The organism is Nitrospirota bacterium (assembly GCA_016214385.1).
Taxonomy (GTDB): domain Bacteria; phylum Nitrospirota; class Thermodesulfovibrionia; order UBA6902; family JACROP01; genus JACROP01.
This window is the reverse complement of record JACROP010000169.1, coordinates 1-18537: the sequence shown is the minus strand read 5'-3', so window position 1 is coordinate 18537 and position 18537 is coordinate 1. Positions and strand designations below refer to the sequence as shown.

General features: G+C 42.9%; 17 protein-coding genes and 1 pseudogene. 14 read left to right on the top strand and 4 right to left on the bottom strand.

Going from position 1 to position 18537, the window contains the following annotated elements; genetic code table 11:
• Positions 1 to 153 precede the first annotated feature (153 nt).
• Positions 154 to 372 carry a hypothetical protein gene (locus HZC12_10405; GenBank protein ID MBI5027114.1) on the bottom strand — a complete coding sequence of 73 codons (219 nt, stop codon included), beginning with the start codon at positions 370 to 372 and terminating at the stop codon, positions 154 to 156.
• Between the two features lie 621 nt (positions 373 to 993).
• Here HZC12_10405 and HZC12_10400 point away from each other — a divergent pair.
• From HZC12_10400 to HZC12_10375, 6 genes and pseudogenes are all read left to right on the top strand, one after another.
• Positions 994 to 2193, top strand: a complete 1200-nt coding sequence (locus HZC12_10400; GenBank protein MBI5027113.1) for an integron integrase — start codon at positions 994 to 996, stop codon at positions 2191 to 2193.
• Positions 2193 to 2354: pseudogene (locus HZC12_10395) on the top strand (tyrosine-type recombinase/integrase). Before HZC12_10400 ends, HZC12_10395 begins: the two are co-directional and overlap by 1 nt.
• A 172-nt stretch (positions 2355 to 2526) precedes the next feature.
• Positions 2527 to 4278, top strand: a complete 1752-nt coding sequence (locus HZC12_10390) for an adenosylcobalamin-dependent ribonucleoside-diphosphate reductase (protein MBI5027112.1) — start codon at positions 2527 to 2529, stop codon at positions 4276 to 4278.
• A 72-nt stretch (positions 4279 to 4350) separates the two neighbouring features.
• Positions 4351 to 5847 carry a HAMP domain-containing protein gene (locus HZC12_10385; GenBank protein MBI5027111.1) on the top strand — a complete coding sequence of 499 codons (1497 nt, stop codon included), beginning with the start codon at positions 4351 to 4353 and terminating at the stop codon, positions 5845 to 5847.
• A complete protein-coding gene (locus tag HZC12_10380) occupies positions 5831 to 7252 on the top strand; it encodes a sigma-54-dependent Fis family transcriptional regulator (protein ID MBI5027110.1) in 1422 nt (473 codons plus the stop codon). The genes HZC12_10385 and HZC12_10380 overlap by 17 nt, the downstream gene beginning before the upstream one ends.
• A 115-nt stretch (positions 7253 to 7367) precedes the next feature.
• On the top strand, positions 7368 to 7838 hold the full coding sequence (locus HZC12_10375) for a hypothetical protein (protein ID MBI5027109.1): 471 nt from the start codon (positions 7368 to 7370) through the stop codon (positions 7836 to 7838).
• 335 nt (positions 7839 to 8173) lie between these two features.
• On the opposite strand, the gene HZC12_10370 is transcribed toward HZC12_10375, so the two are convergent.
• The gene (locus HZC12_10370; protein ID MBI5027108.1) at positions 8174 to 9565 is read right to left on the bottom strand and encodes an insulinase family protein; all 1392 of its coding nucleotides are present in this window, start codon (positions 9563 to 9565) and stop codon (positions 8174 to 8176) included.
• Positions 9562 to 10932 (bottom strand): insulinase family protein, encoded by a 1371-nt coding sequence (locus HZC12_10365; protein MBI5027107.1) that lies wholly within the window; start codon positions 10930 to 10932, stop codon positions 9562 to 9564. Before HZC12_10365 ends, HZC12_10370 begins: the two co-directional genes overlap by 4 nt.
• Before the next feature lie 112 nt (positions 10933 to 11044).
• Between HZC12_10365 and HZC12_10360 the strand changes: the two genes are divergently transcribed.
• The 8 genes from HZC12_10360 to alr are packed head-to-tail and all read left to right on the top strand — an operon-like array spanning position 11045 to position 16543.
• Entirely contained in the window at positions 11045 to 11761 is a 717-nt protein-coding gene (locus HZC12_10360) for a YggS family pyridoxal phosphate-dependent enzyme (GenBank protein MBI5027106.1), read from the top strand.
• A gap of 11 nt (positions 11762 to 11772) precedes the next feature.
• Entirely contained in the window at positions 11773 to 12576 is an 804-nt protein-coding gene (gene proC / locus HZC12_10355) for a pyrroline-5-carboxylate reductase (GenBank protein MBI5027105.1), read from the top strand.
• Positions 12577 to 12873: a YggT family protein gene (locus HZC12_10350; protein MBI5027104.1), complete on the top strand. Its 297-nt coding sequence runs from the start codon at positions 12577 to 12579 to the stop codon at positions 12871 to 12873.
• Between the two features lie 15 nt (positions 12874 to 12888).
• Positions 12889 to 13365, top strand: a complete 477-nt coding sequence (locus HZC12_10345; protein ID MBI5027103.1) for a DivIVA domain-containing protein — start codon at positions 12889 to 12891, stop codon at positions 13363 to 13365.
• Positions 13355 to 14608, top strand: a complete 1254-nt coding sequence (locus tag HZC12_10340) for a histidine--tRNA ligase (GenBank protein MBI5027102.1) — start codon at positions 13355 to 13357, stop codon at positions 14606 to 14608. Before HZC12_10345 ends, HZC12_10340 begins: the two co-directional genes overlap by 11 nt.
• A complete protein-coding gene (locus HZC12_10335) occupies positions 14601 to 15215 on the top strand; it encodes a molybdenum cofactor guanylyltransferase (GenBank protein MBI5027101.1) in 615 nt (204 codons plus the stop codon). The genes HZC12_10340 and HZC12_10335 overlap by 8 nt, the downstream gene beginning before the upstream one ends.
• Positions 15197 to 15403, top strand: coding sequence for a twin-arginine translocase TatA/TatE family subunit (locus tag HZC12_10330; GenBank protein MBI5027100.1), 207 nt, complete (start codon positions 15197 to 15199; stop codon positions 15401 to 15403). Before HZC12_10335 ends, HZC12_10330 begins: the two co-directional genes overlap by 19 nt.
• Positions 15404 to 15406: 3 nt before the next feature.
• A complete protein-coding gene (gene alr / locus HZC12_10325; GenBank protein MBI5027099.1) occupies positions 15407 to 16543 on the top strand; it encodes an alanine racemase in 1137 nt (378 codons plus the stop codon).
• Here the strand turns inward: alr and HZC12_10320 are convergent.
• A complete protein-coding gene (locus HZC12_10320; protein MBI5027098.1) occupies positions 16540 to 18027 on the bottom strand; it encodes a sensor domain-containing diguanylate cyclase in 1488 nt (495 codons plus the stop codon). The two genes, alr and HZC12_10320, sit on opposite strands and share 4 nt — an antisense overlap.
• Between the last annotated feature and the right edge of the window lie 510 nt (positions 18028 to 18537).

Genomic DNA, 18537 nt, shown 5'->3' with positions numbered 1-18537 from the left:
GGTTTGTAAATGGAACGGTCAGCAGAAGATGCAATACGAGACAAATTACAGGATGAACTCTTGCGAAGCGAAAAGCCACACGAAGCCGAAGCTTGGGCTAATGCTTTGAGGTCTTTTATGATTGCCGTTGGCATACAGAATAACCTTGAAAGATTACCGAATGCGTGAGACTTCAATTTCACCGGGGGCTGATGTATCAAGATTGGTTAGTTTGTATTTTCCTTCTTCTAATTTTTCAATCTTGATGCGTTGTGTTGGATACCATAAGGCAGTTCTGGTAATGTCGCCTATATGGATAATTCGCCATTTTGAACTATCCATAAGTGATATTTCTAATCCGTCTTTGTGTGTTTTCATTATACTGGTTTCCATATTGCCCCCTTATTTTTCGTTAATCTATTTTATGCACAACCAGTTATTAGACAGTTACAAGACTATATCAGAAAGTTTTGCTCCGGTCAATAGCCCTTGAAGGCATTATTGACATATCTACTCATTATCATTATACTTTTCAAATGACTAATATGCTATTACTGGTATTAGTCAGATTCAAATTCTATGCTACCTATACCAAGCGATATTTTGATTCAATTCGAGGCTGTCCTGAAAAAAAGGGCGGTGCCTGTTTCCCGCCGCGCGGATTATAGGAAGTGGCTCCTGTACTATCTTGATTTTCGAAGCAAATATTCTCTTCCGGATTCCAAATCGGAACATGTGCGTTTGTTTATCGAAAAATTGCGAAAGAAGAATCAGTCGCCCGAACAGCAAAAACAGGCAGCGCATGCCCTTTCTCTCTTCTTTCAGTCGCTGAATGCAGAGACAAAGGCTGCGACAATATCCACATCGTCTCAATACCGGGCAACCACAGAGGGATTGCCCCTACAGGTATCGGATGCAGCAACATCCCCCTCCACCCCCTTTATTAAGGTGGAATCTTCCAATAACTTATCGAAGGCTGAGGCGATAACGCCGATATATTCCCCTCTTTCGGATATGCAACAACCGGACAGTGTACAGAAAACAGAGCTTGCTATACCACATATTAAGGAGTTCATAAGTAATGCCCCCTCACCCTCGCCCTTTCCCGCCAGGGGAGAGGGTTGTAATATTTCCCCGCCCTTGAGGGGAGGGGATAAAGGGGAGGGTGATGTAAGTGGTTTTTCCAATGGCCGTATTAGTAAATCGGCTTTCAGTCGTTTTAATGAATGGCGCTGCTTGGAGAAATCCGGGTCTCCTGCTTGGGACAAGCTTATCGACAATCTCGCGGCAGAAATCAAGATGCGGCACTATTCCAGAAAAACGCTCAAGGCCTATGCGGATTGGGGCCGCAAGTTTCAGGGCTTTCTGCATAACAAGCCCCCTGACGAATTGTCGGCAGCGGATGTCAAGGCATATCTCACGCATCTGGCGGTAAAATGCAAGGTGTCGGCCTCAACTCAGAACCAGGCGTTCAACTCTTTATTGTTTCTGTACCGGCATGTTCTGAAAAAAGATTTTGGCGATCACAAGGACATTCCCCGTGCGAAGAAATCGAAATATATACCTGTTGTTCTTTCGAGGCGGGAAATTGACGCTGTATTGAAGCATCTTTCATATCCCTATGATCTTGCGGTCAAACTGCTGTATGGCTGCGGGCTTCGTCTCTTTGAATGTGTGCAATTGCGGGTGAAAAATTTCAATTTCGACGACGGAATCCTTACTGTCCATGGCAAGGGCGGTAAAGACAGGACTGTGCCTATTCCGCAGACAATCATGCTGGAGCTGATAGCGCAGTTTAAGGCAATACAAAAACTTCATGATGAAGACATTGCTAATGGCTACACTGGCGTCTTTCTCTATGACCAACTCGAAAAGAAATATCCCTCAGCAGGTAAGGATTTCATATGGCAATGGTTTTTCCCGCAGCAGTCGCTGACTTTTGTGGAGGAAACGAAGGAGCGGCAGCGGTATCATCTTCATGAAACACACGTCCAGCTGGCGCTTTATGAGGCGGTCCGTCGGGCGAAACTCACAAAACGAGTAACCTCCCATACCTTCCGCCACAGTTTCGCCACCCACCTCTTGCAGGCCAATTATGATATCCGCACTATTCAGGAACTTCTTGGCCATAGTGACGTAAAGACCACGATGATCTATACCCACTGCGTGCCGTCGAGGACCCTGAAAGAGGCAAAGAGCCCCCTTGATTTTTAAACAGCTTTGCCACTCATCTTCTTGAAAACGGCTATGACATTAGAACTATTCAGGAACTGCTCGGACATAAATTTCTACAGACGACAATGATCTATACCCATGTTGCTTCAAAAAATATTCTGGGGGTGCGGAGTCCGCTGGATAAACAAAGCTGGGGTTAAGTTTTGTCAGCCTGATAAAAAAACTCCCTCACTCATCATTATAAGTTAAACTTAGAGATTGTTTCGTCACGGTCGGAATTGAGTCGAAGTTGAAATCGCCTATCCTTCGCTTGTAGAAAGCTTTACGTTTTGGTTTTGGATTTAGCAATTGCTTTGATGATATAATCTATCCATGCAGCTTACTGAAAATGCACTTAAGGTATTAAGGGCCCGTTATCTCCTTAGAGATGAGGAGGGAAGGGTCAAAGAAACGCCCGAGGAGATGTTTCAAAGGGTGGCCCGTACTATAGCATCTGCCGAGGCAATTCATGGCGAAAGCCCTCAGGAATGGGAGGAGAAGTTTTATGACATGATGAGCAATTTACTCTTCCTTCCGAACTCCCCTGCCCTGATGAATGCAGGGAAAGACATTGGCCAGCTTGCTGCCTGCTTTGTCCTTCCGGTTGACGACTCCATGAAAGGCATCTTTGACTCTCTCAAGAATGCAGCCCTTATACTTCAGAGCGGTGGTGGCACGGGTTTTTCTTTCTCAAGGCTCAGGCCAAAAGCAGACATCGTAAAATCCACCGGAGGCATTGCCAGCGGACCTGTGTCTTTCATGCGCATATACAACACAGCCACAGAAGTTATAAAGCAGGGTGGCGCAAGGAGAGGCGCCAATATGGGCATTTTAAGGGTAGACCACCCTGACATCATAAATTTCATAAGGATAAAAAGGGATGTGAGGGAACTTACCAACTTTAATATATCGGTCGCCATAACAGATGCCTTTATAGAGGCACTCAAGGCAGACACAGATTATGAGATCATAAACCCGAGGAGTAAAAATGTAACAGGACACCTGAAGGCAAAAGATGTATTTAATGAAATAGTAGAAAGCGCCTGGGAGACAGGCGACCCTGGCCTTGTATTTATAAACAGGATCAACAGGGACAACCCTACCCCCAACATTGGAGACATAGAGAGTACCAACCCCTGCGGAGAACAGCCACTCCTTCCATACGAGGCGTGTGTGCTCGGTTCCATAAATTTAGCGAAGATGGTAAAAACAGTGACAAGTGACAAGTTACAAGTTACAAGTAAAGACAAAGACTCGTCACTTCGATACGAAGTTGATTTTGAAAAACTCGGAAAGACAGTACAGCTCGCTGTCAGGTTTCTCGATAACACCATTGATGTAAATAAATATCCTGTGCCAGAGATAGAAAAAATGCACAAGGGTAACAGGAAAATAGGCCTTGGTGTCATGGGCTGGGCTGATATGCTTATAAAGATCGGGATAAGATATAATTCAAAAAAGGCATTCAGCCTTGCAAGAGAGCTAATGAGATTTATCAGATCAAAGGCAAAGGAGGCATCAGAAGAGCTTGCACAAAAAAGGGGGGTATTCCCGAATTTCCATGGCTCTATTTATGATGCACCAGGAATGCCAGAGGTAAGAAACGCCACAACCACAACCATTGCCCCTACCGGAACTCTCTCCATAATAGCTAACTGCTCCAGCGGTATAGAGCCACTTTTTGCAATAGCTTACAGGAGACTTGTCCTCGATACAGAGATCTATGAGATAAACCAGCACTTCCTGAACATAGCTCATGAGCGGGGATTTTACAGCCCTGAACTAATAGAAAAAATCACAAAAAAAGGTAACCTTAAAGGCTTCAAAGAAGTGCCTGTAGATGTAAAAAAAATATTTGTAACAGCTCATGAGATACCACCTGAAGACCACATAGAGGTCCAGGCAGCTTTTCAGGAATTTACTGATAATGCTGTCTCTAAGACTATTAATTTAAAACAGAGGGCAACAAGGCAGGATGTTGCAAAGGCATTTCTGCTCGCCTACGAAAAAGGCTGTAAGGGAATAACCATCTTCAGGTACGGCTCTAAATTCGGCCCATTAGTGAAATTCGAGGACAGGGACTAAAATTTTCTCATTATTGACTTGAATCTTAACGATGGGTTATAAATAACATAAGGATTGAAAGGACTAATTTAAGTGAAAATTGTCAGGAATTTTTTAAATAACCTTCCCCTTACCACAAAACTTCTTTATATGATGCTCATTTTAAGCCTTGCCATGATTATTGTCCTCTTTATCCTGTATACCAATGCTACAAAAAATATAATAAACGAGGTTCAAAAGCACACCGAAGACCTATCCACAGCCATACAGGTAAGCGTATGGAAGCTCACCACTGCAGAGTATACGGACACAGAAACCCTCACAGAATATCTAAAAGAACTCAAGGCAAAGGGTATCGGCGAAATAAATATCATAAGCACAGATGAAGAGGTTATTGCCAGTTCAAATCCCCGAAAACTCGGTGGGAGGCTTGACCCCAAAAAGAAGAAAATTATAATCAAGGCACAGCTCGGGGAGCCTATAAGCGAAATTGGAGAACCCTCGAAAGAAAAACGTCCATATAACATAATCCTGCCGGTCATAGTCGGGGACGAGTTTTTCGGGTATATACACCTGAGCCTGCTCCTCGACGATTTTAAAATGCTATCCAAGAGAAACTATATAGAGCGGCTTATAGCAACCTTGCTTGTCTTCAGCCTCGGCATAATAGGAGCAATCTTCCTCTCAAGGAAATATACGAAGCCAATACATCAGGTTGTAGAGGCGGCAAAAAGAGTTGCCACGGGTGATTTGAGCCAGACGCTCCCGCAGGAACGAAAAGATGAAATCGGAGACCTCACAAGGAGTTTCAATGATATGATTATGAAGCTAAGGACACACAGGGAGCTTGAAGAGAGGCTTATAAAGGCTGAACATCTGTCTAAAATAGGCCACCTGGCCTCCAGCATTGCCCATGAGATAAGAAACCCGTTGAATTTTATCAGTTTGAGCATCGACCATTTAAAAGGGAAATTCCCTCCGGAGGACAAAGAGAAAAAGGAGAAATTTAATACCCTTATATTAAACATAAAAGACGAAATCAGGCGGCTTAACAAATTGGTCGAAGATTTCCTCAACTACGGGAAACCCATGAAAGTAAAAAAACAGTGGAGCAACATTGGCCCTCTGCTTGAAGAGACAGTAACGCTTGTGAGAGGAGAAGCAGAGGAACAGAAAATTACTATTAAAACAGTTACCGTTCCCTCAAGTCTCTATGTCGACCCTGAGCTTATGAAAACCTGTTTTCTCAATATAATCCTTAATGCCTTTCAGGCAATGCCTCAGGGGGGCACGTTGGAAATCACATCCTTACCAGCAGAAAAGGGTTTTAACATAAGTTTTTCTGACAGCGGCACAGGGATCTCTAAAGAAGACCTGCCAATGGTCTTCGAGCCCTACTTCACGACCAAGAAACTTGGTATAGGTCTTGGCCTTGCCCTGACCAGGAGAATAATAGAAGAACATTCAGGCAGCATAGAGATAGAAAGTGCACCTGAAAAGGGCACAACTGTAAAAATCTTTATCCCGGAAGATGCCGCTACTACGCTGGCAACTGTTGAATCAATGGTGGCGGATGGAAATCATGCGTAAGGGAAGCATCTTAGTCGTAGATGATGAACGCTCGCAGAGAGAAATACTAAAAACAATCCTTGAGGATGAGGGCTATGAAACATATCTGGCATCTGGCGGCAAGGAAGCATTAAAAACCTTTAAAGAGTTTCGCCACGACCTGATACTCACAGACCTCAAGATGCCGGATATGGACGGCATAGAACTAATGGATTCAATACCAGAAGAGCCCCTGCAGCCAGCAATAATAATAATGACAGCCCACAGAACCATATCATCGGCAGTTGAGGCTATCCGAAAAGGGGCCTTTGACTACCTCACCAAACCCCTCGATAAAGAAGAGCTTCTAATAGTCTTAAAAAGGGCCATGGAGAGGATGAACCTCCTGAAAGAGAATTATCTCTTAAAGCAAGAACTCATCTCCCATTTCAAGCTCGACAATATTATAGGCAACTCTCTTAGGATGAAGGAGGTTTTTGACCTTGTAAAGAAAGTGTCTTCAAGCCACGCAACCATACTGCTCTGTGGTGAAAGCGGTACAGGGAAAGAACTTATAGCAAAGGCCATTCATTACAACAGTCCGCGGAGAACAAAACCATTTACGGCCATCAACTGTGCTGCAATACCGGAAAACCTGCTTGAATCTGAACTCTTTGGCTATGAGCCAGGCGCCTTTACAGGCGCTACATCGAGAAAGATAGGGCTGTTTGAAGCTGCTAATGGAGGGACCCTCCTCCTCGATGAGATAGGAGACCTCCAGATTCCAATGCAGTCAAAGATTTTGCGTGTCCTGCAGGAAAAAGAAATAAGGAGGGTTGGAGGAAGGGAAAATATAAGAGTGGATGTCCGCATAGTAGCCGCAACAAACAAGGACTTAGAGCGTGAGATGAAAAAAGGCAACTTCAGGGAAGACCTTTATTACAGACTCAAAGTGATTACTATAAGTCTTCCTGCCCTTAGAGATAGAATCGGTGACATCCCTGAACTAACTGAATATTTTATCTCAAAGTTCAACAAGGAATTTGGCAAAAGAATAAAGGATATAAGAGAAGATGCCCTGAAAGTTCTTATGCAATATAGCTGGCCTGGAAACGTAAGACAACTTGAGTCAGCAATAGAAAGGGCAGTCCTGCTCGGCGATGGCGAATGGATAACTGTGAAGGATCTGCCTGAAGAGATAAAAAGGCCAATCCTCAGTGCAGGCTCTATTGACATAGAAATACCTGAGGGAGGCCTCAACTTTGAAGAAGTCGAGAAAAATTTACTTATAAAGGCCATGGAAATGGCCAACGGCGTGGTTGCCAGGGCAGCAAAACTCTTAGGTCTGAGCTATAAAACCTTCTGGTACAGGTGGGAGAAATTTGGCCTTGATGAAAATTATCCCGAAAAAAGGAAAGAATTCCTTAAAAGAGGTAGTAACCTTTAAAGACCATCCATAAAAAATCCCGAAGATTCGGGACTTTTTCAGACGCTCCCTCCCTGGCATGTTTATTGATAATATTCAGGTGATTTAAATCCAAAATAAAGGAGGTGAAAACATTATGAAAAAAGCAATTGCTCTCGTCGTTTCTTTGATTTTAGTTGTTGCCTTCGGCACAGTGGTCATGGCCCAGGAAAAAGCTCCGGCCAAGCCAGCAGAAAAAAAGGAGGCAGCCCCGGCTGAGAAAAAAGCCCCTGCAACGGTAAAGCAGGTAACAGGTGAGGTTGCAGCCGTTGACGCCAATGCCAAGACTGTCACAGTAAAAGCCAAGAAGGCCGATGTTGTCATCAGTGTTACTGACAAGACCAAGATTACCCTCGGCAAGGAAAAAAAGACCCTCGCTGACATCAAAGCCGGTGACAAAGTAACAGTTAAATACACCGAGGTTGACAAAAAGAATGTAGCAAAGTCCATAGCCATCGCAGCACCAAAAAAGACTGAGAAGAAACCAGAAGCAAAGCCCGCTGAAAAACCTGCTGCAAAGCCTGCTGAGAAACCAGCAGAACCAGCTAAAAAGCCCGCAGGGTATTAAAAGTTGGCTGAATAATTTTTATATGGGCCGGTTTTAATCCCGGCCCTTTTTTTATGGTAAATTTTGCTCCGAAAACACATTTATCGTGTGACGCATAATCCTTATCTTTCCTGTCATTCTGGCTTGTCCAGAATCCTTCTTGAACAAAACCTGATTTAACCACGAAGAACACGAAGGGCATGAAGAAAAAAATTAAAGCTTTCTTTTTATCGCACTTCGTGATCTTCGTGCCCTTCGTGGTTTATGATTTCCTATGCTTCAAGAATGATTCCCGACGAGCGGGAATGACACAGGAGAGGACTTATTTTCATTCCCCTTCGTGAGCCAAGTAGGTTTTAATATTTCAGTGATGCTTTTTCCTGGTCGGCAACAATAATTAGGGCAAACCTCTCAGGGTCGAGATATTTCTTTGCAACCCTCAGGACATCGTCCTTTGTGACTGCATTAATATAATCTTTATATTTATCAATATAATCCAGGCCAAGGCCATAATACTCTACAGCCACAAGAAAATCGGCTATTTTCCGAGAAGTATCTATTCTCAACGGAAAACTCCCTGTAAGATATGCCCTGGCATCTTGAAGCTCTGTATCAGAGATCGGTTCCTCTCTTATCCTTTTTATCTCTTTTAATATCTCAGCGACTACAGCGTTTGCTGATTCGTTCTTTGTCTGAACTCCAACCTGAAAGGCACCCTTTTCTTTGTTGGTAGTAAAAAAGCTGTGGACATCGTAGGCAAGCCCTTTTTCATCACGGATATTCTGCATGAGCCTCGATGCAAACCCTCCAGAACCGAGGATGTAGTTCGCTATTGACACTGCATAATAATCAGGGTTATCCCTCTTTATTCCAAGGTGTCCCATGATGATATTTGCCTGAGTCAGATCTCTGTTTATCTTTATGACCTTGCGCCCTTTAAGAGGCTCAGGGGAGTGGGGTAAAGTCGTTGCGACTCGTGACTGAGGTGAGTCAAGTTTTTGCGGCTTCCACCGGTCAAAATATTTTGCCATCAATGATTTCACTTCATCTGAGGATATATCGCCCACAACAGCCATTACGGAATCGTTCGGCACATAATAGCGTGAATGGAAACTGACAATATCTTCCCTTGTCAGGGCATCAAGAGTCTCTACAGCGCCTTCGACAGGCCTGCCATAAGGGTGATTGCCGAATATGGCTTTCTTGAATGCCTTTGAGGCAACTGCACCAGGCTCCTCCTCCTGAGCCTTGATGCTTCCCTTAATAAGTGCCTTTTTCCTGTTTAATTCTGTTTCAGGGAAATTCGGATTCACAATTATATCTGAAAGAATGGAGAAGCCTAGTTCAATATCTTTTTTCAGCACAGAGAGGGCAACGGTAATATAATCGTCTCCGCCAGAACTATCGAGAGAGGCTCCGACAAACTCTATTTCCTCGCTTATCTGGGCAGACGTCCTGTTTCTTGTGCCCTCTGTGAGCAACTCTGCTGTAAGGTTTGAGAGCCCTGCCTTTTCCTCAGGTTCCATAAGTGTTCCTGCCTTAATACCAACAGTAACCATAACAACAGGTAAATTTCGTTTTTCAACAACAAGCAAAGTAAGGCCGTTGGGAAGGGCTTCTCTTTTTACGTCAAGCGCATAGGCAGGAAAGACAGCAGACAGTAAACAGTAAACAGCAAACAGTAAGGATAAAAATAGTCGATAATCAATAACCACGGCTCGGCAGTCCTTTAACTTTTCACTTTTCACTTCTCACTTCTCACTTTTATCGGTATTAATATTCCCACTGTTCTCTGGTCTTCTACAAGATATTTTCTTGCAACAGCCTGAACATCTTCTGGCGTAACTTTTCTTATACCTTCGATGTACAGGTCTTTCAACCTCCAGCTTTCAATCATCTCGAACATTCCTATGACCCTGACCTGAAAAGAAATGGAGTCCTGTCCCATAATAAAAGCAGCCTCGAGTTGGTTTTTTGCTTTCTGAACTTCCCTTTCTGAAGGGGGTTTCTGCTTAATCTTTTCAACCTCTGCGTATAATGCCTGCTCTACATCCTCTATGGATTTACCGGGTGCTGCAGTCCCATAAAGATAAAAAAGGAAAGGGTCTCTGTAAAGCCCCTCATAACCTGCGCCGGCTGACTGGCATAGCTGTTTCTCATAAATCAGGCTTTTATAAATCCTGGCACTCTTGCCGCCTGAAAGGACCGATTCCATGACCTCAAGGGCATAACTGTCTTTATCGAGGATGTTGGGCACCTTATATGCTGCTATTACATAAGGCAGTTCAGCCTCTTTTTTCACATATATCCGCCTCTCGCCCCTCTGAGACGGCTCACTTATCTTAGTGTTGGTGGGCTCTGGCCCTCTTGGGATATGGCTAAAGGCATTATTTATTTTCTCAATTATAATTTCAGCTTTTACATTCCCGGCCACAATGACAACAGCATTATTCGGGGTATAATATGTGCGGTAGTAATCCCATAATTCATCCCGTGTAATGCCACCTATATCAGGCATCCAGCCGATTACAGGCCACCTGTAAGGATGATTTTTAAAGGCAGCAGCCACAACTTCTTCATATACAAGCCTCTGCGGGTCATCCTCATACCTCATTCTTCGCTCTTCCATAACTACATTTCTTTCGGCGAGGGTCTCTCTTTCATTCATAATGAGGTTCTGCATCCTGTCAGACTCAAGCTCTATAGAAAGGTCAATCCTGTCCGAGGCGAGTTTTTGATAATAAGCAGTGTACTCTTTTGTGGTAAAAGCATTGTCAACACCACCTGCCCTTTGAACGATTTTTGAAAAACTCTTTGTCCCATATTTGCGGGTACCCTTAAACATCATGTGCTCCAGGAGATGACTCAGACCTGTTTTGCCGATATATTCATTCCTTGAACCAACGCGGTACCATATCTGAAATGTCGCAACAGGGGCATTGTGATCTTCAATAACAATAACCTTCAGGCCATTGGGGAGTACTTCTTCCTTTATCGTACCGGTACGGGTCGATTCCGACTGGGCGGAGATGGTTAAAGGAAACAGAAATAAAACAAAAAGGATTTTTAGTGCTATTAATTTGTAAGGAAAATTGCCGCGAGATCCGGATTTCATACCTTGTAACTATATCAAAATCAGAGGACTTGTCGCAAGGTCAAATCTGAATCCTATCCAAACCTCTTAATGCCTTGCCAAATAAAGAATAAGATGCTAAGCTTCTGTAAGAATGGAGCTAAAAGAAGCCCTCTTTCTTGTAAGAAAGAGAATTGCCGAAGCAGCCCGCAGGGCTGGAAGAGACCAGAAAGGTATCAGGTTAGTAGCAGTTACCAAAAACGTTGAAATTCAGAGGATTATACAGGCCATTAATTCTGGAGTAAATATCCTGGGCGAAAGCAGGGTTCAAGAGGCACAGAAGAAAGTGACGAGTAACGAGTTACGAGTTACGAGTGGCAGGATAGAATGGCATCTGATAGGACATTTACAGACAAATAAAGCAAATATTGCAGTCCAATTATTTGATTTAATCCATTCCATTGATTCCATACATCTGGCACAGGAGCTAAATAAACATGCCCGGAGGATAGGTAAAATTCAACCTATCCTCGTGCAGGTAAAACTTTCGGAAGAAGCGACAAAGTATGGAGTATCAGAAGAAGGGCTTATGGAGATTATTGAGACGGTGAGTAATATGGAAAATCTAAAACTCGAAGGGCTGATGACAATTCCACCATTTTTTGAAGAATCCGAGAAGGCAAGGCCCTATTTTAGAAGGCTCAGAGAACTTAAAGAAGAACTAAATAACAGAGGTTTTGCCCTTAATGAGTTATCCATGGGCATGTCCGGTGACTTTGAAGTAGCAATCGAAGAAGGGGCCACTATGGTGAGGGTCGGCACAGCAATTTTTGGCGAAAGAACGCAAAAAAATAAAACCCCGGACCACTAAAAGGACATACTATGAGAATTGGCTTTATAGGCGGCGGGAACATGGCAGAGGCATTGATTAAAGGAATAGTCAGCAGTCGGCAGTCGGCAGTCAGCAGTCTTTTAGTATCGGAACCGAGAGAAGACAGAAGAAAATATCTCCAGCAGACTTATGGCGTAAAAACAACAGGGTCTAATAAAGATGTCGCCTCTTCGTGCAACATAATAATCCTTGCGATTAAGCCCCAGAATATGGCGGCAGTACTTGATGAGATATCAGATTTGGTAACAGATGAAAAGACAGTGGTATCAGTAGCTGCTGGAATTGCATTTTCATATCTCCAATCAAAGCTCAAAACAAAAAAACTCATACGGGTAATGCCCAATACGCCTGCACTCATCCAGGAGGGGATATCTGTTATGTCAATGTGTGAATGCATCTCTGATAAAGATATTATGGCGGTAAGAGATATTTTAATGTCAGTAGGAAGACTCCTTGTGCTTCCTGAAAAATACATGGATGCTGTAACTGCCCTTTCAGGAAGCGGGCCTGCGTTTATTTCATTCTTTGTAGAGGCAATGATAGAGGGTGGTGTAAAAATGGGACTTAGCAGGGATAATACTATAGAGCTTGTGATACAGACGTTCATCGGCACAGCAAAACTCCTCGATACAGGCATGTCTCCTGAAAAACTCAGAGAGATGGTAACATCTCCCGGAGGCACTACAGAAGCAGGACTTAAGGTGTTTAATGAACAAAGGTTTAAGGATACTGTTATATCTGCAATTGAAGCAGCAACGAATAGAGCAAAGGAGCTTGGGAATAAAAGGGGTTAAATGTTTATACTCGCCAATCTGTTAATAGCTGTAGCAAAGATACTCGATATTGTGCTGTGGGTCTACATGTGGATTATTATAATTGCTGCCCTTATAAGCTGGGTAAGCCCTGACCCCTATAACCCCATTGTGCGGTTTCTGTATGCAGTAACAGAGCCTGTGCTCAGGCCTATAAGGAGACTTATTGGAATAAAGATTGGCATTGACATTTCCCCTCTGATTGCCATCCTTATAATCCTTTTCATTAAATACTTTTTGATACATTCTATGATAGAATTTGCATATAAAATAAAGTAGAAGGAGGAAGCCTGCATGCGAATAACTCCGCTGGATATACAGCAAAAACAGTTCCCTGTAAGATTCAGGGGCTTTGATGTGGAGGAGGTTGATTCATTCCTTGAACTTATAAGGGAGGAGCTGGAAGAAATTTTAAGGGAAAACGTCTCGTTGAGGGAAAATGTAAGAAGGCTTGATGAACAACTAAAAGAATACAAGGGCATGGAGTCAGCCTTTAAAAATACTTTAATCTCAACACAGGAAATGGTGGAAGAATACAAAAACAACATAAAAAAAGATGCAGAACTCATCAGGAAAGAAGCAGAACTTGAAGCTGAAAAAATAATAAGAGGAGCTCAGAATAAGGTCATCAAGATTCATGAGGACATAACAGACCTGAAGGGTATAAGGAGACACTTTAAGGAAGAGCTCAGGAGGCTCATAGAGAGTCATCTCAGGATGATTGATTTTGACGAAGAAGAAAGAGAGGAAAAAACCCCAGGTGAGGTTTAAGTCCTTAAAAGGGGTTCAGGACATCCTTCCATCCGAGATAGAGTTATGGCAACACATAGAGGAGACCTCAAGAAAAGTCTTCCATAGCTATGGTTACAAAGAACTCAGAATACCCATCATAGAGACAACCGATATCTTTATCAGGAGTATTGGAGAGACCACAGACATAGTAGAAAAAGAGATGTATACCTTCACAGACAAAGGGGGCCGTAGCATTACCCTGAGGCCTGAAGGCACCGCACCCCTTGTCAGGGCATTTATAGAACATCACCTTTATAACCAGAGCCCTCCACAGAAATTTTATTACTCAGGGCCAATGTTTCGTTACGAAAGGCCACAGGCTGGCCGTCTCAGGCAGTTTTACCAGATAGGGGTGGAGGCCCTCGGCACCGAAGACCCAAAATTAGATGCAGAGGTCTTATCAATGCTAAAACTTCTCTTACAAAGACTTGACCTCAAAGGTCTTTCCTTTGAGATTAATTCCATAGGATGTATCGTGTGCCGTCCTGACTACAGGACATCCCTCAAGGGATTTCTGAAAAATAAGTTGCACCTTTTTTGCGGGGATTGCCAGAAGCGGTATGAAATTAATCCCATGAGAGTCCTTGACTGCAAGGTCCATTCTTGCATAGATGCAAGAGGCGGTGTGCCAAGAATAACTGAATACCTCTGTGATGATTGCAGAGAACACTTTGAATCTGTAAAAAAACATCTAAATACCCTGCGTATCCCTTATTCAATAAATCCTGATATGGTAAGAGGCCTCGATTATTACACAAAAACGACTTTTGAAGTGACTGCATCCTCTCTCGGTGCACAAAAGGCAGTAGCAGCCGGGGGACGTTATGACGGGCTTGTGGAGGACTTCGGTGGGCCCAGTACCCCTGGCATAGGTTTCGCACTCGGCATGGAAAGGATTGTAAGCCTGCTTAAAGATGGTCTCAGAAAGATAGAGCCCTCCCCCCTTTTCATAGCATCCCATGGAAAAGAGGCATCAGAGGCGGCCCTGACACTCGCAGAGGGGTTGAGAAGTAAGGGGTTAGTGGTAGAAATCTCTTATGAAGACGCCTCCCTTCGAAGCCAGTTGCGAAAGGCTGATAACATAGGGGCAAAATATGTCCTGATCTTAGGCGAAGAAGAGCTCAAAAAAGGTAAAATAATCTTAAGGGACATGGAAACCAAAAAACAGAAGGAAATACCGATTAAAGAAATAGATAAATTTCTCTCAGGGAGTTATGAATAAATTGGTAAAGGGTTTTACAGGAGTAATCCTCGCAGGAGGCGAAAATAAAAGAATGCCGCTACTTAAGGCCTTTATAGAGATAAATGGAGAAAAAATTATTGAGAGAAACCTTAAGATCATGAAAAACTTATTTAGAGAAATTTTTATCATTACAAATACTCCTGAATTATATGTTTACCTTGGTGTGCCGATGCTTGGAGATATTTACCCTTTAAAGGGCCCAATGGCAGGCATCTTTACTTCCCTGATAAATTCCAGAAACCCATGGGTATTTATATCTGCATGCGACATGCCCTTTATAAATAAAGAATTAATTCTTTACATGACATCAAAAACAGGCAACTGTGATGCTGTGGTACCGGAATTCAGAAAAAACATAGAGCCACTTTTTGCGCTTTATTCAAAACGACTTGCAGATGATATGGAGAAGGCTATTTTAAATAATAAAACCGGACTTCAGGACTTTTTACGCCAAAAAAGGGTAAAATATATTACAAAAGGGGAAATAAAAAGCTTTGATCCTGATGAAAGGTCTTTCATAAATCTCAATACCCCTGAGGATATCCAGAGGGAAAAAGGAGGAAAGGAATGTTTGGTCTTGGGATGACAGAGCTAATAATAATTCTGGTAATCGTGCTTGTAATCTTTGGAGCGTCGAGGCTTCCTGAGATTGGCAAAGGACTTGGAGCAGCCATAAAAAACTTCAAGAAAGCTACATCGGAGCCGCCAGAAATAGACGTTACGCCTAAAAAGCCCGTGGAGAAGGAAGAAGGGGAAAAGAAAAAGGAAGGATAGTGATTGGAGGCAAAACATCTCTTGCTCAACCCAACTTTTGCCGAGGTTAAACTAAAAGCCCTTTCTAATAACCTGAGAATAGTAAAAAAACTTACACGCGGCAAAGCAATCCTGTCAGTTGTGAAGGCATCGGCCTATGGACATGGGGCTGTCACAGTCTCAAAACACCTGATAAAAGAAGGCGTCTCAGCCCTTGCAGTGGCTTTTCTCAGCGAAGCAATTGAACTGAGAAACAGTGGTATTAAAGCCCCTATCGTTGTGCTCTTCGACTATGAAAATGCTAAGGCAGTTGTCAGGCACAGACTCACGCCTGTTATTTACAGCATATCTGCTGCGAGAGAACTTTCAAAAGAAGCCCTCAGGAATAATCTTCAAATCCCTGTCCACATAAAGATCGACACAGGTATGGGCCGCCTCGGATTTAAACCAGATGAAGCAGTGAAAAAAAACATTGACATTAACAGTATGCAGGGACTTAGAACTGAAGGCATTATGAGCCATTTTTCAGATGCAGTCCTGCACGATAAGATTTATGCTGAGAAACAGTTAGGCATCTTCAAAAAAATAGTCAGGGAATTAAAAAAAATCGGGATAAAGTTTAAATTTACCCATATAGCCAACAGTGCAGCCATTCTATCTTTCCCGGAGTCCCATCTGAACATGGTAAGGCCAGGCCTGATGCTTTATGGTTACAGCCCTTTTGATAACAATGTCGAAGACTCGCACCGAGAAAGACTAATGCCTGCCCTTTCTTTAAAAAGCAAAATTCTGTTCTTAAAAAGAGTGTCGGCTGGTACCCCCATCAGCTACGGCCGGACTTTCATCACAGGAAGAAACAGCCTTATAGCTACCATCCCTATTGGTTACGCTGACGGCTACAGCAGGAGCCTTTCCAATCAGGGCGAGGTCCTGATAAGAGGTAAAAGGGCGCCTGTTGTTGGCAGGGTATGCATGGACCTTACGATGGTTGATGTTACTCATATAAAAGAAGTAAATGAGGGAGATGAAGTTGTAATTATTGGTAAACAGGGCAATCAAACACTCTCAGCATCTGAAATTACCTCAAAAACCGGCACCATTACCTATGAGGTTTTAACATCTATCGGTTCAAGGATACCGAGGGTTTACATATCGGGCTAATTCACCTTCTCTGTTACAGGTGGAAAGGCGATTACTTTATTGCCCCCTAACCTCTTAGCATCGTAAAGCGCTGTATCTGCGTATTTGATCATACACTCCATATCTGATACACCAACGCCCGGGTAAAAACTTATTCCTCCACTGACTGTAAGTCTTACTTCATCGGACATGCCATGAAATCCCAGTTTCTGTATTTCTTCTGAAATTTTCATTGCAATATGAAAGGCATCTTCACCCCCGGTGTGGGGCATTATTATATAGAATTCATCTCCTCCATATCTCCCTACAATGTCAGAGCGACGGACCTGTCCCTTTATTGTCTCACCTATTCTCTTTAAAGCAGCGTCGCCATACTGATGACCAAAATTATCATTAAGAACTTTAAAATTATCGACATCAAACATTACAAGGGAGAGGCTGGTATTATAGCGCTCTGCAACAGAAAACTCCTCTTTTAGCCTCAGGTTCAGATACCTGTAATTAAAAAGGCCTGTTAGTTCATCTGTTATCGTCATCCTGGTAAGATGTATATTTTCAGTCACATTTTTCAGATGCCTAACAATCGAGACAATTCCTCCATTGTCGTCTATTAACGGATAAGCCGTTATATCGAAATGCATGCCTGTATACCCGCCAAATTTCGGGGTGTTTATCGGAACATCTATTCCCTTTATGCCACCCAGAGGGCAGTCAATGCAGGGTTGTTCTAAACGCCTGAATATCTTATAGCACTTCTTCCCTATAACATCTGCTGGAAACCCGAAGGTCTTAATTGTAGCGATGTTAGCTTTCAGTATGTTGTATTCCATATCCTGGATTATTAAAGGGTCTTGAATCGATTCAAAAGTCTTCTCCCATTCTCTCTTTTCTCTCTCTACGTCATAAAGGAGATTTGCAAGCCCTTTTGTCTTCTCTTTAATCCTGTCTTTAAGTAATATATTGGACTCAGTAAGGGCAATTGTCTTTTCTTTCAGTTTTTTGCTGAAATAAGTAGCCTGAAATGCAATCATAGAGAGAATAGCAATATGTATTACAGTTACGAGATAATTGATACTCCTGATAGAGCTTTCAAACACCAGCATCCCTGTGTAAAAGAACCCTGTAATAAGTGTTAGCTCAAGGACCGCTATCGGGGACCTGAGTCCGGCATCTATTATTGGAAAAAGAAGGGCAAAAATAAAAGGGCTCCTGCTGCCGCCTGTAATCCATATTCCTACTATGATAAGTATTATGTCAACAAGCTGTTGATAAAAAGCAAGGCGTCCAAGGTGCTTTTTTGTCTGAAGCCAGAGGTAAAATGGATAGTTTATAACCATACCCATGATCCCAAGTATAACGAGCTGAACAGATCCTGCGGGAAGGTCTGCACTTTTATAATAGACCAGCGCAAGGATGGTAAGAATCGGCGTAATTATGAGCCTCGGTAATATATACCATCTGTTAATGCTAAAAAGGTCAATCTGTGCTGTACTTTTACTATTCAATTAATTTCCTGCCTGCCTTGTGCCTGCTGCCAGTCGGAGATTCGTTCCGAAACTGAAAACTTTAGCCATACTGGTCTAAAACTTTACTCTAAAGATATTAGTATTGTCTACCCCTAAATTTATCTAACAGGCTGTTGAAAAACTCTAAGATAACCATAAATGTCATTCCCGCATGCTTTTAGCGGGAATCCAGGGTTTCCCGTGAAAACGGGAATCCAATTCCTTTGTATGGTTCCCTGCTCCCTGCTTAAAACCTGCAGGGACAAGTTTCGCAGAGCCTGCCCCGCACTTGATGCGGGGGACGACGTCTGGATTCCTGCTTTCCAGGCTGTTGCAGAAAGGGCAAAATGGTTAAAAATGTCATGCTGAACTCGTTTCAGCATCTAATAAAATCAATAGGTTATGAGACCCTGAAATACCCTGAACTTGATTCAGGGCAGTGTGACAAAAACATACTTTTTCAGGAGTCTCAATCTGAAATTTGTTTACAAGAATAAAAGATGTGAAATT

Coding starts and splice junctions, on each gene's coding strand:
- HZC12_10405 (MBI5027114.1), bottom strand. CDS start 372: ATGGAAACCAGTATAATGAAAACACACAAAGACGGATTAGAAATATCA.
- HZC12_10400 (MBI5027113.1), top strand. CDS start 994: ATGCAACAACCGGACAGTGTACAGAAAACAGAGCTTGCTATACCACAT.
- HZC12_10390 (MBI5027112.1), top strand. CDS start 2,527: ATGCAGCTTACTGAAAATGCACTTAAGGTATTAAGGGCCCGTTATCTC.
- HZC12_10380 (MBI5027110.1), top strand. CDS start 5,831: ATGGAAATCATGCGTAAGGGAAGCATCTTAGTCGTAGATGATGAACGC.
- HZC12_10375 (MBI5027109.1), top strand. CDS start 7,368: ATGAAAAAAGCAATTGCTCTCGTCGTTTCTTTGATTTTAGTTGTTGCC.
- HZC12_10365 (MBI5027107.1), bottom strand. CDS start 10,932: ATGAAATCCGGATCTCGCGGCAATTTTCCTTACAAATTAATAGCACTA.
- HZC12_10360 (MBI5027106.1), top strand. CDS start 11,045: ATGGAGCTAAAAGAAGCCCTCTTTCTTGTAAGAAAGAGAATTGCCGAA.
- proC (MBI5027105.1), top strand. CDS start 11,773: ATGAGAATTGGCTTTATAGGCGGCGGGAACATGGCAGAGGCATTGATT.
- HZC12_10350 (MBI5027104.1), top strand. CDS start 12,577: ATGTTTATACTCGCCAATCTGTTAATAGCTGTAGCAAAGATACTCGAT.
- HZC12_10345 (MBI5027103.1), top strand. CDS start 12,889: ATGCGAATAACTCCGCTGGATATACAGCAAAAACAGTTCCCTGTAAGA.
- HZC12_10335 (MBI5027101.1), top strand. CDS start 14,601: ATGAATAAATTGGTAAAGGGTTTTACAGGAGTAATCCTCGCAGGAGGC.
- HZC12_10330 (MBI5027100.1), top strand. CDS start 15,197: ATGTTTGGTCTTGGGATGACAGAGCTAATAATAATTCTGGTAATCGTG.